The sequence below is a fragment of the Halonotius terrestris genome, from assembly GCF_006861665.1.
Classification (GTDB): Archaea; Halobacteriota; Halobacteria; order Halobacteriales; family Haloferacaceae; genus Halonotius; species Halonotius terrestris.
On the sequence record NZ_RKLU01000001.1, the window covers coordinates 527,199 to 540,888 of the forward strand.

The window sequence follows — 13,690 nt, forward strand, 5'->3', positions numbered from 1 at the left end:
ACGCCCGTCTGGATGAACTCCTCGGGGTACTCNCGTGNNNAGGGGTTGATCGCCGACCCGATAATGTCCTCGCGGGACTCGGGGACGATCTCGGGGCCGCCGTCGATCGGCTGGCCCGTCCCGTCCATGACCCGGCCGAGTAGATCCTCGGTGACGGGCATCTTGAGCGTCTCGCCGAGGAAGCGCACGGAGGCCTTGCGGTCGATCCCGCTGGTGCCCTCGAAGACCTGAATCGCCACGAGGCCGTCGCTGGACTCCAGCACCTGGCCGCGGAGCGTGCGTCCGTCGTCGGTCTCGATCTCGACGATCTCGTCGTAGCCGATCGGCTCGTCGACTTCGGCGTAGACGAGCGGTCCGCTGATCTCGTTGATGGTTTGGTACTCTTTCATTAGTACATCCCCCGCAGTTCCTCAGTGATCTCCTCTTTGAGTTCCTCGATGAACTCCTCGTAATCCTCCTGGACGCCGATCCGGTTGATCCGCGGCGTGGAGTCAAGCGAGACGAGGTCCTCGACCGGCACGCCGGCGTCGAGTGCCTCGAAGGCTTCGTCGTTGTACGTCTTGATCGTCGTGAGGATGAGGTGGGTCTTCTCCGGCGGGCAGAACGTATCCGTCGGGTGGAACGCGTTCTGCTGCAGGTAGGCCTCCCGCAGGTAGCGGGCGATCTCAAGGGTCAACTGCTGGTCGTCCGGCAGGGCGTCCTTGCCGACGAGCTGAACGATNTCCTGNAGNTCGNTCTCCTCGTCGAGNNNGTCGANGGCCCACTGNCGNNNCTCGGNCCAGTCCTCNGNGACGTTCTCNTNGAACCACGGGTCGAGCTGGTCCTGATACAGCGAGTAGGACTCGTTCCAGTTGATCGACGGGAAGTGACGCCGTTCGGCGAGGTCAGCGTCGAGNGCCCAGAACGTNTTNACGATNCGNAGNGTNTTCTGCGTNACNGGCTCGGAGAAGTCGCCNCCNGGCGGNNNGACCGCGCCGATGACCGACACCGAGCCGGTCGTCCCGTTGGTGTTCTNGAANNNGCCGGCNCGCTCGTAGAACTNNNNGAGCCGNGCNGCNAGGTAGGCCGGGTAGCCCTCCTCGCCGGGCATCTCCTCCAGCCGCGAGGAGATCTCCCGCATGGCCTCCGCCCACCGCGAGGTGGAGTCGGCCATCAGCGCCACGTCGTACCCCATGTCGCGGTAGTACTCCGCGATGGTGATCCCCGTGTACACGCAGGACTCGCGGGCCGCGACGGGCATATTCGAGGTGTTCGCGATGAGACACGTCCGGCTCATCAGCGGGTTCCCCGTCACCGGGTCCTCCAGTTCCGGGAAGTCCTCGATGACCTCCGTCATCTCGTTGCCGCGCTCGCCACAGCCGACGTAGACGACGATGTCCGCGTCGGCCCACTTGGCGAGCTGGTGCTGGGTGACGGTCTTCCCCGAGCCGAACGGCCCCGGAATCGCGGCCGTCCCGCCCTTCGCGATGGGGAACAGCCCGTCGAGGATGCGCTGGCCGGAGACGAGCGGCGTCGTCGGCGTNNNCTTCTNNNCGGNCGGNCGNGGCNNNCGCACCGGCCACTCCTGGTGCATCGTGATCTCTTCGCCGTTGTCGAGTTCGACGACCGTGTCGGTGACGGTGTAGTCGCCGGATTCGACGCTGACGACCTCGCCGCCCTCGTAGTCCGGCGGCACCATGACCTTGTGGTCGATGGTGACCGTTTCCTCGACGATACCGACCACGTCGCCGGCGGATACCTCGTCGCCCTCTTCGACCTCGGGCAGGAACTCCCATTCCTTCTCAAGGTCGATCCCGGGGGCGTCGACCCCACGGTCGAGGAACGCACTGTTCATCTTCTCTTCCAGCACGTCGAGCGGGCGTTGGGTGCCATCGTAGATGGCGTCCANCATNCCNGGNCCGAGGTCNACNGANAGCGGNTCGCCNGTGTTCTCGACCGGTTCGCCCGGCGAGACGTCCGACGTCTCCTCGTACACCTGGATGGTGGTGATGTTCCCTTCGATTTCGATGACNTCGCCCATCAGNCCNTCGTNGCCNACGTAGACNACGTCGTTCATCCGGGCGTCGAGATCGCGGGCGGTGACAACCGGCCCACTGACGCTTTCGATGACGCCGGTTTCGGCGTCCTGTTGGGTTGCTTGACTCATTGTTAGTCGTCCTCCATCAGATCGATGCCGATGGCGCGTTTGATCTGTCCGCGAAGGTCGCCGCTGCCCGCGCCGCCACCGAGGGTGACGAGCGTGGGCTCGACGCTGGTTTCGACGGCTTTCCGCGTCCCGCGGGACAGATGATCGAGATCGTCGTCGTACATGACGATGATACCGACGTCCTCGTCGTCGAGGACGCGCTCGACGGCGTCGTCAAGCGCGTCGTCCTTCTCGTCGTCGGGGACGTTTTCGAACTTCCGGACGCCCGCCAGCCGGAACCCGGTGGTGAAATCCGGGCTGCCGATGACCGCGATCTCCTGACTCATAGGATCACCAACTCCTGTTCGATGGCCGTCTCGCTCAGTCCGGCCTCGCGGCCGCGAGCGATGGCACGGATGTTGGTTACTTCCCGCTCCTTCATCAAGATGTAGGCCACAACGGGGCAGATCGACAGCGGATGCACGTTCCCGAGCTGTTTGGAGTACCGCAGCAGTACTCCCTCTAGGGCACGCTCGAAGTCGATGAGGCTGTCGGCGGCCTCCAGCTCGTCGAGCGGTTCCGAGAGTTTCTCGCCGTACGTGGACTCACGGATCCGCGACACGAGTTCGTCGGTGTTTTCGACGAGTGTCGACATCTCGCTGGCCGAAAACAGCCGCCCGCCGTCGATGAAGTACTCGCCGGGGTCGATGTCCGCGCCGCTGCGGGCGAGCCGCAGGGCGTTGCGGACGTTCCGGAAGTCGATCTCGGCTTCGAGGAACTCCCGGTAGAGGTCGATGGCCTCCCCGCTGGGGAGGTTGCCGAGCAGCTGTTCGTAGAACGCGCGGTCGACGGCGTTCTCCAGCGGCACCAGCGTGTCGGTCTCCTGGAAGTCCTCAAAGGCGGCTTCGAGCCCGTCGGCGAACATCGTGCCGTCGAGGACGGTCACGACGTCTTCGACGGTGCCGGCCTCAAGCAGGCGGTTGATCAACGCGTCGTCGAACTCGCCGGCGCGGATCATGTCGGTCTCGATGGCCTCGCTGTCGGCGTCGGTGTAGACGCCGCGGAACACCGTTTTGACGTTCCAAGCGTCGAACTTCCGGAGGTAGCGGGCGATGAGATCGTACAGTTGGCCCTCAGCGAAGCCGAGCAGGGCGTCGAAGTGTCGCGAGAGATTGCGGTTCAGCGCGTACTCGATGAGGTCGACGCCGCTGTGGCGGCTCCCGAGGTCGTTGATCTCCTGTTCGTACTCGGATTCCTCCATGTAACGGGCGATCTCCGCGGGGCTCATCCGGACGAGCTTGCTGTACTCGTCGTCGTCGAACAGCGCGCCGCGGCGGGCCCGCACGCGAGCCGTGACGTACTCGGGGTTCGAGCTGCCAGGCGAGCCGGACGGTGCGTTCGTTCCGGGTGTGCTCATTGCTCGAAGAGGTGGTCCGAGAGTTCCTTCAGGTTCTCGTCCCAGACGGTATTGAGAACCGAGTCGAAGGTGTTGTTCACCCGCACGCGAGAGGTGTCGCTCTCGACGACGACGCCGCCGAGACAGTCGCGTTCGCCGCCGAAGCTGAACCCGTCGTAGTCGGTCAGGAGCTCCTCGATGAGTGCCTGATCGTCGCTCCGCCCGTAGACGCTGACGGTCGCCTCGTCGTCGAACTCCGTCGCGGCGTTCTCGATGAGCGTTCGGGTGAGCGATTCGCGGCGGTCACCCGACAGCTCAGTGAGGGCGGCCTCGACGTCCTCGCGGACGTCCGCGAGCACGTCACGACGGGCTTCGAGCCGCTGCTGTTTGGCTTCGAGTTTCGCACTCGACAGTGCCTGTTCGCGCTCTTGGTCGATCTGACTCTCGACCTCGGCAGCGCGCTCGTCTTTGATCGCCTCGGCGTCGGCCTCGGCCTCGTCGATAATGGCCTCGGCTTCCTCCTCGGCGTCCGCACGAATCTCCTCTGCACGCGCGCGGGCTTCGTCTTTGATGTCGTCTACGACGTGTTCCAAACTCATTGGTTGAAAGGAACGCCGCGTTAGACGAGGAAGATCGCGACGAGTGCGAGGATCACGAGCGTCTCGGGCAGGACAGTCAGAATCAGGCCTCTGACGAACAGATCCTCGTTTTCGGCCATCGCGCCGACTGCGGCCGCGCCGATCCCGCGTTCCGCGTAGCCGGCACCGAAGGCCGCGAGGCCAACACCGAGGGCGGCAGCCGCCGACGGGCTGAGTGCCGGGCCGCCGGATTGTCCAGTCTGCAGTACAACGTTACCGAGCTCTGATGCAAGTTCCAAACTCATGTATTGTGTCTCGTCCGCTCTGGTTGCGTTGGCTTGTCGCCGAACAGTTGGTTGTTGGTTTTACCGTGGGCATAAAGCTTCCCAAACCCGCTGGTTGGAACGGCCGTAGACGGCGATTTCGACCGAATTCTGTGGGAGCGGTTCACAGTCGATACCGGCACTGATTACCGGCGCGCCGTCGACGAAAACAGGGCTGTCGCTCGGCGGTCGAAAACGGAACCGACGGAAACCGAGACAAGCCGAATAAAAACGCGGTGGGAGTGTCAGCTACTCGTCGCTGGTCGTGTACGNCCGNTCGTAGCCGAACGGCNNGTANTCNCGACCGCCNCCNTCGNAGAACTTCCCGAAGAACTCNACGTANTCGAGACGCACCGCCTGCAGGCCGGCACTCGTCACGCCAAGCGCGAGGACGAGGATGTGGCCGAGGATCAAGACGAGGATCCCGATGAGCAGCGAGGCGGCTTCGCCGTGAACGAGCCCCGGGAACAACACGTTGGTGACGGTTTCGCCCTCGTAGACGCCCTTTTCGAGGTAGTAGGCGGGGGAGTGCGCGAGGCCGAAGTGCCACTCCGCGCCGTGGCTCGTTTCGGTGACCCACACGCCAAAGAACAGGAGATTGACCGTGAAGGCCATCCCCGCCTTGGCGAGCAGGACCGCAGCGAGTCGGGTGTACGACAGCACGTTCACCAGCACGTTCAGGAACTCGACGGCCTCGATGGGTTCGCCGAGGATCAGCAGAATCAGGCCGACGAAGAACACCAACAGCGGCACCGTGATCGGGCCGACGATCGACATCGCCGGGAAGCCGCTGAAGCCGAGCGGTAACACGCCGCCGCTGGCAAACGTCGTGTAGATGAACTCGGGGACGACACCGCGGACGGCGTCGCTGAAGACCCATACCCACAGGCCGTTCATCATCAGGATCCACGAGCCGTTCTCGTAGATCGCGTGTTTCAGATCGTGGATCTGGAAATCCTCGATGAAGCCGAGGATCCACGCGATGTTGAGGTGGATGATCCCGATGAGGACGCTGACGACGAGCCAGCCGCGGGCCCAGTCGGCACCGGCCGGCGAGAGCCCCTTCTCGATCGGGGCGTGGGCAAGGCCGACGACACCCTCCCAGAAGTACGACGCGATCACGTGTAAGCCGAACAACTCGCCGTAGAGAATACCGAAGACAGCCGTAAAGAACCCGGCGGCGATCGTGACGCCGCCCATGCTCCGGAAGCCGGCACTGTCGAAACTACTGTAGAGGTAGTAGCCGATCCCCATGTAGATGAGCCCGTAGCCGAGATCACCGATCATGAACCCGAAGAAGGCCGGGAACGTTAGGAAGAGGATGATCGTCGGATCGAACTCGTTGTATTTCGGCCGGCTGACGGCCTCAATGAGCACTTCAAACGGTTTGACGATGCCGGGGTTGCTCTGGATGATCGGCGGATCGTCGTCGTCCATTGTGACCGTGCCGCTGCCGTCGGCGACGACTTCGCCGCCGTCGGTCGCGGCCTCGGCCTCAGCGGCGTCAGCGTCGGCAGCGTGTTCCTCGACGTGAGCCTCGCCGCTGGACTTGAATTCGGCGCGTTCGATCTCGTCGACATCGACCGGCCCGTCGACATCCGCCTCAAGGGTGGCCGCCAGTTCGTCGTAGCGGGCGGTCGGAATCCAACCCTCGGCGACGAAGGCGTTGGTCGTCGTCGCAAACGACAGCGGGGCCTCCTTCTTTTGGGCCTCGATGGCGAGGTACTCCTCAGCCGCGAGCAGGAAGCCAGCCGACTCGGCTTTGACTGTCTCCAACTCAGCTTCGACTTCACTGAGTTCGGCTTCGAGCGTTTCCCGCTGGCTTTCGAGGTCGGCGACGTACGCCTCGGGGGAGTCCTCAGCCTCGGGCACCGACAGCGTCGTGAACTCAACACCGACAAGCGCGTCGGCGATGAGTTCGCTTTCTGCGTCGTAGCCCTCGGCGGGCTGGGCGAAGATCGCCTGCGTGTCGCCGCCCGAAAAGATCTCGAAGCGGTTGATCGTTTCCTCGTCGTCGAGTTCCGCGGCGATCGCGTCGGCGTCGCCCTGGCCGACGAGGACGGCCAGCGAGTCGTAGCCAGCGAGCAGGTCGAGGTCTAACCCGAGTTCAGCAAAGGGTTCGACGGCCTCGATCTCCTCATCGATCTCACGGAGCTGCGTTTCGAGCTCGCTGCGCTGGTCGTCGAGGTCGTTGATGCGCTCGCGGAGCTCCGGCAGCTCGGCGTCGAGTTCGTCGCGGTCGACGATCCGGGTCTGGCCGGCGTCGTCGTCCTCGATCCCGAGCGTGCTTTCGAGTGCGCGAACCGTGACGAGCTGTTCGTTCGTCTCCTCCGCGCTCTCCAGCGAGCGGCCGCCCTCGAACCCTTCCCAGGAGCCGTCGTAGTCCGACAGGTCCAGCAGGTTCAGCGAGTGGACAGCCTCGATGACGTCGTCGATGACGCGTTTCGATCCCGTCACCGAGACCTTGCTCATCCGCTCAGGTCTGAGCATTCACGGCCTCCTCGAAGCGGTCGATGGCGAGCTCGACGGCCTCGTCGATCCGGTCTTGGGCCTCCTCGACGAGTTCGTCACGGGCTGCCTCGCCCTCTTCGAGGATTTCCTCACGGCGGGCGTCGATCTCCTCGCGGGCCGCCTCCAGTCGGTCGGCCGCGTCCTGTTCGGCCTCTTCCTCGGCCGTCGTGCGGATCTCGTCGGCCTCGGATCGAGCCTCGGCGATGCGCTCCTCGGCGTCGGCTTCGGCCTCGGCGACGATCTCCTCGGCGTCGTCCTCGGCCGCTTTGATCTCGTTGAGAACCTCTTGTCTCGGCATACTCACTAATCATCCGAAATTGCAGCATCTGCGTATAAGGTGTTTGCGGAACGCTTCGGGGAATCGAGGGGTTCGGCGGTCCACCGAGAATTGAGCCGGCCGCTGTTCAGAGATCGTAGAGTTCGCCGTATTTTTCGGTCACATAGTCGGTAAAGGCGTCAGCACTGAACGGCTCGCCGGTCGCCCGCTCGACGAGTTCGCCCGTCTCGTACCGCTGGCCGTGCTGGTGGATGTTCTCTCGAAGCCACGAACCAAGCGGCTCGAAGTCGCCGGCGCGGATCGTCTCGTCGAGGTCGTCGATGGCGTCGTCGGCAGCGGCGTAGAGNTGGGCGGCCATCACGCTGCCCAGCGAGTACGTCGGGAAGTAACCGAACGAACCGTGACTCCAGTGGATATCCTGCAGACAGCCCATCGCGTCCGAGGGCGGGGTGATGCCGAGGTACTCCTCGTAGAGTTCGTTCCACCGCGCGGGCACGTCCTCGACGGCGAGGTCGCCGCCGATCAACTCGCGTTCGATCTCGAAGCGGACGACAATGTGGAGGTGGTAGGTGAGCTCGTCGGCCTCAACGCGGATCGGGTTCTCGTCGTAGACCTGATTGGCCGCCTCGTAGGCCTCACGCACCGAGAGGTCCGCCGCCTGCGGGAAAGCGTCCTGAAACTCCGGCAGCAGAAGGTCCCAAAACGCCTCTGAGCGGCCGACGTGATTCTCCCAGAGCCGCGATTGGGATTCGTGGACCGAGAGGTCCCGATCATCACCCAGCGGCGTGCCGAAGGCGTCGTCGGGCAGGCCCAACACGTAGTAGGCGTGGCCGAACTCGTGGACCGTCGGGAGCAACGATCCCAGCGGATCGGTTTCGTCGAACCGCGTCGTGACGCGGCAGTCGAACTGATTGCCCGAAGTAAAGGGATGGGTCGAGGTGTCGAGTCGGCCGCGGTCGAAATCGTAATTCAGCAGTTCCAGCACGTCACGCGACAGCGACTCTTGGGTGTTGGTATCGTAGGTACCCTCGAAGGCGTCGGTAGCGATGTCGGCGTCGCTGGCGCGGATGTCCTCGATCAACGGGACCAGCGTCTCGCGGAGTTCATCGAGAATGGATTCGGCTTTCGACAGCGGGAGGCAGGGTTCGTAGTCGGCGAACAGGACGGCGTAGGGGTCGGCGTCGGAGTCGATGTGCTCGGCGTACTGGCGTTTGAGATCGACCAATGTTTCGAGGTGCGGCGCGAACTCGGCAAAATCGTCGTTCTCGCGGGCGGACTCCCACGCGCCGAGGGCTTCGGAGGTCGCCGTCGAGATCTCCTCGACGAGATCGCGTGGGACGCGCTCGGCGCGGACGTACTGTCGGCGCACCTCGCGGACGACCGCGGCTTGCTCGTCGGTTAGTGATTCGTCCTCAAGGGTATCGAGGTGGTCGCCGATGTCGCCGTCGACGAGCAGTTCGTGCGACAGCGACGACAGCGTCGAAAGCTGTTTTGAGCGAGCGGGTGTCCCGCCTTCAGGCATCATCACCTGTTGATCCCACGAGAGGACGCTGCTCGCGCTCTCGACGGCGTGGTATCGCTTGATCTCGTCCAAAAGCTCGGCATACGCGTCCGGCGCGTCCGCGGTTTCCGCGTTCGTTGCCATACCCCGAGTTACGGCTACGGGGGTATCAACGCACTGGCGGTGGGACCCGAGAGCCGCTGGTGGGAGTCGCTGGCGACGGACTACTCGCCGTGGTCGGCGTCGGCAACGCGACGGTAGATCTCATAACAGCGTTCGAGGACATCGATCGAGACGCTCTCGGTCGCGGTGTGGGCCTCGCCCGGTTCGGCCGCGCCGACGACGACGCAGTCGGTCCCGGCGGCGGCCAGCCAGCCCGCGTCGGTTGCGTGTGGTTTGACGACGTGTTCGGGTGCATCGGCCTGTGCCGCGTCGGCCGCCGCCAACACGCGGTCGGCAAACGCGGCGTCGCCGCAGGCCATCGGCGGCAAGTCCTGATCGACGCGCCACTCGACGCCCGCGATTGATTCGGTCTCACCCAGCGGGACGCGCTCGCCCGGGACGGTGCGTTCGTCGATCGTCACGGAACAAGACTCGGGAATCACGTTCCACGCCGAGCCGCCGTCGATTTCGGTGACAGCGACGCTGCCCGAGAGATCGTTGCCGAGGACCGTCGTTTCGGGTGCGTCGAGCGAGCGGACGATATCGACCGCGTCGCAAGCGCGGTAGACCGCGTTCTCGGCGTCGTCGGGCCGGCTGGCGTGGCCAGCGGTCCCGCTGGCGAGCAGCGTGCTGCCGCGGCGACCCTTGTGAGCGACCGCGACGTCGGTCACGCCGGGCGCGGAGTAGCCTGTCGACCCCTCGACGACGACCGCGCGGTCGGGCGCGAAACCGTCGTCGATGGCCGCCTGCGCGCCGATCCCGCCCTGCTCCTCGCCGACAAAGCTCGCAAACACGAGGTCGGTCGCAGGGGCGACCGTGGGATCAGCATCTCGAAACGCGAGCATTGCGGCGGCCAGCGCGCCCTTCATGTCGGCGGTGCCGCGGCCGTGGAGGCGGCCGTCGCGCTGCTCGATGCGATAGCTGCCGTCGTCGTCGGTCTGCTCGTCGGCCGGCGGCACCACGTCGTGGTGGCCGACGAGCGCGAGGGAGTCCGCGTCGGAGGCGTTGCCGACTGCATCGGTTTCGTCGTCGGCTGATCTGCGCGCGATCACGTTGCCCGCGTCGTCGCGGGTGACGGCCGCGTCGGTCTCCGTGCGGACCCAGTCTGCGATAAAATCGCCGGCGGCGGTTTCGTCCTCGTGGCTCGGAATTTCGACGAGCGATCGGGTTAGCGAGACGACTGCCTCACGGCTCATGGCTGGAAACAGGTGGGCCGCACCAAAAGCCCGGTGGCAAGTCGGCAGCAACACCGCAGCCACCACAACTGAACCTTTTTGCCCTCCAGTGCCGATTGTGACTCCATGAACTACCGCGAGGTCACCGTCACCGGCGAGTACGTCGCCCGACTCGACACCGGAGCGGACTGGCGGGCCGAGATCGAATCCCTCGCTGCCGACGTTGACGCCGAGGCCGGCTGGTTTACCGCCATCGGCTCGGTCGAGGACGCCGAAGTCTGGTTTTACGATCAGGACGCCGGCGAGTACCAGTCCGTCGAGTTCGACGAACCGCTGGAGGTCGCCGCCTGCGTCGGCAACGTCGGCCTGCTCGACGGCGAGCTGTTCGCTCACACCCACGCCGTGCTTTCGCGGGACAGCGGGCAGGCACTCGCGGGCCACATCAACACGGCGACGGTCTTCGCGGGCGAACTCTACTTCCGGGCCTTCGAAGAACCGCTCACGCGCGAATACGACGAGACGATCGCACTGGATCTCTGGCTGTGAGCGAAACGAGCGATCCGGACGGGGACGGCGACATCGACGCCACGGAGAGCGGCGCGGCCGACAGCGACGCTGCGCCTGCTGACGGCGAGAGCCGCGAGGCCGGTGCGTCTAATCGCACGCCGATGCGCCCCGAGGACGAGCAGTATTTCGACCGCCTCGAATCCGGCCTCGACGACGCGATGGCCGTCGCCGAGCGCGCCAAGAGCCAAGGGAAGGACCCCGAGACCGAGGTNGANATCCCGNTCGCNAAGGACATGGCCGACCGNGTCGAGAACATCCTCGGNATNNNNGGNGTCGCCGAGCGCGTCCGCGAACTNGANGGNGAGATGNCCCGCGAGGAGGCNGCNCTNGANCTCGNCANNGACTTCGNCGAGGGNNNNGTCGGCGACTACGANNNCNNNGCNGGNAAGATCGAGGGNGCGGTCCGNACCGCGGTCGCGCTGCTCACCGAGGGGGTCGTCGCCGCCCCGATCGAGGGGATCGACCGCGTCGAGCTGCTNNCNAACGACGACGGNACNGAGTTCGTCAACGTNTACTACGCCGGNCCGATCCGNTCGGCGGGCGGGACCGCCCAAGCCCTCTCAGTGCTGGTCGCCGACTATACGCGCAGCATCCTCGGCCTCGCAGAGTACAAAGGTCGGGACGACGAGATCGAACGCTACGTCGAGGAGGTCAACCTCTACGACAAGGAGACNGGACTNCAGTACNCGCCNAAGGACAAGGAGACGAAGTTCATCGCCGAGCATNATGCCGATCATGCTCGACGGCGAGGCGACGGGCGACGAGGAGGTGTCCGGCTTCCGCGACCTCGAGCGNGTNGACACNAANTCNGCNCGNGGTGGGATGTGTCTCGTGATGGCCGAAGGGATCGCTCTGAAGGCCCCGAAGATCCAACGCTACACCCGCCAACTCGACGAGGTCGAGTGGCCGTGGCTGCAAGACCTGATCGACGGCACTATCGGCAAAGACAGCGACGACGCAGCCGACGCGGACGACGAGGACGACGATGATGGCGAGGAGGGTGCCGACGACAGCGACGCTGACGACGCTGGCGACGCCGATAGCGACACCGACGACCCCGCCGGGGACGCTCCCGCTGGCCCGCCGCGTGTCGAACCGAAATCAAAGTACCTGCTCGATCTGATCGCCGGCCGGCCCGTCTTCGGCCATCCCTCCGAGGCCGGCGGCTTCCGCCTCCGCTACGGCCGGGCGCGGAACCTCGGCTTTGCGACCGCGGGCGTCCACCCGGCGACGATGCACATCATCGACGATTTTCTGGCGACGGGCACCCAAATCAAAACCGAGCGGCCGGGCAAAGCCGCCGGCATCATTCCCGTCGATTCCATCGAGGGACCGACCGTCCGGTTGGCGACCGGCGAGGTCCGGCGGATCGACGACCCCGAGGAGGCACTCGAACTCCGCAACGGCGTCGAGAAAATCCTCGATCTCGGCGAGTACCTCGTCAACTACGGCGAGTTCGTCGAGAACAATCACCCGCTCGCGCCCGCCGCGTACGCGCCCGAGTGGTGGGTCCAAGAGTTCGACGACGCCGGCGCGGACGTGCAGGCCTATCGGGATACCCCGCGAGTCGACCTCGACGATCCCTCGGCTGCCGAGGCCATCGAGTGGGCGACCGAGTACGACTGTCCGCTGCACCCGAACTACACCTACCTCTGGCACGATATCTCGGTTGCCGACTTCGAGGAGTTGGCCGACGCTGTCGCCGACGCCGAAACGGAGGATAGCTGCCTCGTCGTCGAGCGTACCGAGTCGATTCGGAAAACGCTGGAAACGCTGCTCGTCGGCCACCACCAACGCGAGGCAACCATCGAGATTCCCGACTGGAAACCGCTCGCGCTGTCGCTCGGTCTTGAGGACGACCTGACGAAACCGTGGGACGGGCTCTCGACGGCGGCCCGCGAATGGGCCGGCGGCGACAACGCGATCAACGCGGTCAATGAGGTCGCGCCCTTCGAAATCCGGGAGCGCGCGCCGACCCGAATCGGCGCGCGGATGGGCCGGCCGGAGAAATCCGAAAAACGGGACCTCTCGCCGGCGGTTCACACGCTGTTCCCGATCACCGAAGCCGGCGGCAATCAGCGCGATGTGGGTAAGGCCGCGACGACGATGGACGAACAGGGTCGCCGCGGCGTCCACAACATGCAAATCGGCCAGCGACGCTGTCCCGACTGCGACGCCGAGACGTTCAAATCCCAGTGTCCGGACTGCGGCAGTCACACCGAACCGCACTACGAATGCGAGGACTGCGAGATCGTCTGCGAACCCGACGAAGCCGGCCGGGTCGAATGCCCGAGTTGCGGCCGCGAGGTCGACGCCGCCGGCTGGGCGACTGTCGATCTCCAAACCGAGTACCACGACGCCCTTGACGCGATCAACGAACGCGAGGGTAACTTCGGGATCCTGAAAGGCGTGAAAGGCCTGTCGTCGGCGAACAAAACGCCCGAACCGATGGAAAAGGGGATTCTCCGGGCGAAACACGGCGTCTCCTCGTTCAAAGACGGCACCGTCCGCTACGATATGACCGACCTCCCGGTCACGGCAGTTAAACCCGAAGAACTCGATGTGACGGCTGACCATTTCCGTGGCCTCGGCTACGAGACCGACATCGACGGCGACCCGCTGCGGCACGATGATCAGTTGGTCGAACTCAAGGTCCAAGACATCGTCCTCTCCGATGGCGCGGCCGAACATATGATCAAGACGGCCGACTTCGTCGACGACCTCNTNGAGCGGTNCTACGGCCTGNNNGCNTTCTACGANNTCGANGAGCGCGAGGAGCTCGTCGGCGAACTCGTCTTCGGGATGGCGCCCCACACCTCCGCCGCGGTCGTCGGNCGNGTNNTNGGATTNACNNNNGCCGCNGTCGGNTANGCNCATCCGTANTTTCACGCCGCGAAACGNCGNAACTGCGATGGTGACGAGGACTGCGTGATGCTGCTCATGGATGGTCTTTTGAACTTTAGCCGACAGTTCCTGCCGGACAAACGCGGCGGCCGGATGGACGCCCCACTGGTCATGTCCTCGCGGGTCGATCCNNCNGAGATCGACGACGAGGCNCACAACATGGANATCGTC

The 13,690-nt window shown here is 65.0% G+C and carries 11 protein-coding genes and 1 pseudogene (2 of these 12 only partly in view); 2 read left to right on the forward strand and 10 right to left on the reverse strand.

Features of this window, described 5'->3' with window-relative positions; all coding sequences use genetic code 11:
- From EGH24_RS02830 to EGH24_RS02875, 10 genes are all read right to left on the reverse strand, one after another.
- Positions 1-389 carry the 5' portion of a V-type ATP synthase subunit B gene (locus tag EGH24_RS02830; protein WP_142978650.1) on the reverse strand. 1,027 nt of this gene lie to the left of the window's left edge, so the window shows 389 of its 1,416 coding nt (coding positions 1-389); its start codon is at positions 387-389; its stop codon lies off the left edge, out of view.
- Positions 389-2,146, reverse strand: a complete 1,758-nt coding sequence (locus tag EGH24_RS02835) for a V-type ATP synthase subunit A (RefSeq protein ID WP_142978651.1) — start codon at positions 2,144-2,146, stop codon at positions 389-391. The genes EGH24_RS02830 and EGH24_RS02835 overlap by 1 nt, the downstream gene beginning before the upstream one ends.
- A gap of 2 nt (positions 2,147-2,148) precedes the next feature.
- Positions 2,149-2,472: a V-type ATP synthase subunit F gene (locus EGH24_RS02840; protein WP_142978652.1), complete on the reverse strand. Its 324-nt coding sequence runs from the start codon at positions 2,470-2,472 to the stop codon at positions 2,149-2,151.
- A complete protein-coding gene (locus EGH24_RS02845) occupies positions 2,469-3,542 on the reverse strand; it encodes a V-type ATP synthase subunit C (RefSeq protein WP_142978653.1) in 1,074 nt (357 codons plus the stop codon). The genes EGH24_RS02840 and EGH24_RS02845 overlap by 4 nt, the downstream gene beginning before the upstream one ends.
- The gene (locus EGH24_RS02850; protein ID WP_142978654.1) at positions 3,539-4,120 is read right to left on the reverse strand and encodes a V-type ATP synthase subunit E; all 582 of its coding nucleotides are present in this window, start codon (positions 4,118-4,120) and stop codon (positions 3,539-3,541) included. The genes EGH24_RS02845 and EGH24_RS02850 overlap by 4 nt, the downstream gene beginning before the upstream one ends.
- Before the next feature lie 20 nt (positions 4,121-4,140).
- Positions 4,141-4,404 carry a F0F1 ATP synthase subunit C gene (locus EGH24_RS02855; RefSeq protein WP_142978655.1) on the reverse strand — a complete coding sequence of 88 codons (264 nt, stop codon included), beginning with the start codon at positions 4,402-4,404 and terminating at the stop codon, positions 4,141-4,143.
- 267 nt (positions 4,405-4,671) lie between these two features.
- Entirely contained in the window at positions 4,672-6,912 is a 2,241-nt protein-coding gene (locus tag EGH24_RS02860) for a V-type ATP synthase subunit I (RefSeq protein ID WP_142978656.1), read from the reverse strand.
- Entirely contained in the window at positions 6,899-7,231 is a 333-nt protein-coding gene (gene ahaH, locus EGH24_RS02865; protein ID WP_142978657.1) for an ATP synthase archaeal subunit H, read from the reverse strand. Before ahaH ends, EGH24_RS02860 begins: the two co-directional genes overlap by 14 nt.
- Before the next feature lie 106 nt (positions 7,232-7,337).
- The gene (locus EGH24_RS02870; RefSeq protein WP_142978658.1) at positions 7,338-8,855 is read right to left on the reverse strand and encodes a carboxypeptidase M32; all 1,518 of its coding nucleotides are present in this window, start codon (positions 8,853-8,855) and stop codon (positions 7,338-7,340) included.
- A gap of 80 nt (positions 8,856-8,935) precedes the next feature.
- A complete protein-coding gene (locus EGH24_RS02875; RefSeq protein WP_142978659.1) occupies positions 8,936-10,069 on the reverse strand; it encodes a M20 family metallopeptidase in 1,134 nt (377 codons plus the stop codon).
- 105 nt (positions 10,070-10,174) lie between these two features.
- On the opposite strand from EGH24_RS02875, the gene EGH24_RS02880 reads away from it, so the two are divergent.
- Both EGH24_RS02880 and EGH24_RS02885 read left to right on the forward strand, forming a co-directional pair.
- Positions 10,175-10,594, forward strand: a complete 420-nt coding sequence (locus EGH24_RS02880; RefSeq protein ID WP_142978660.1) for a PPC domain-containing DNA-binding protein — start codon at positions 10,175-10,177, stop codon at positions 10,592-10,594.
- Positions 10,595-10,716: 122 nt separating this feature from the next.
- A pseudogene (locus tag EGH24_RS02885) lies at positions 10,717-13,690 on the forward strand (DNA polymerase II large subunit); it runs 579 nt beyond the window's last position.

What these genes read in the sequence shown, in the direction of transcription:
- EGH24_RS02840 (WP_142978652.1), bottom strand. Translation starts at nt 2,472, where the DNA reads ATGAGTCAGGAGATCGCGGTCATCGGCAGCCCGGATTTCACCACCGGG.
- EGH24_RS02845 (WP_142978653.1), bottom strand. Translation starts at nt 3,542, where the DNA reads ATGAGCACACCCGGAACGAACGCACCGTCCGGCTCGCCTGGCAGCTCG.
- EGH24_RS02850 (WP_142978654.1), bottom strand. Translation starts at nt 4,120, where the DNA reads ATGAGTTTGGAACACGTCGTAGACGACATCAAAGACGAAGCCCGCGCG.
- EGH24_RS02855 (WP_142978655.1), bottom strand. Translation starts at nt 4,404, where the DNA reads ATGAGTTTGGAACTTGCATCAGAGCTCGGTAACGTTGTACTGCAGACT.
- ahaH (WP_142978657.1), bottom strand. Translation starts at nt 7,231, where the DNA reads ATGCCGAGACAAGAGGTTCTCAACGAGATCAAAGCGGCCGAGGACGAC.
- EGH24_RS02875 (WP_142978659.1), bottom strand. Translation starts at nt 10,069, where the DNA reads ATGAGCCGTGAGGCAGTCGTCTCGCTAACCCGATCGCTCGTCGAAATT.
- EGH24_RS02880 (WP_142978660.1), top strand. Translation starts at nt 10,175, where the DNA reads ATGAACTACCGCGAGGTCACCGTCACCGGCGAGTACGTCGCCCGACTC.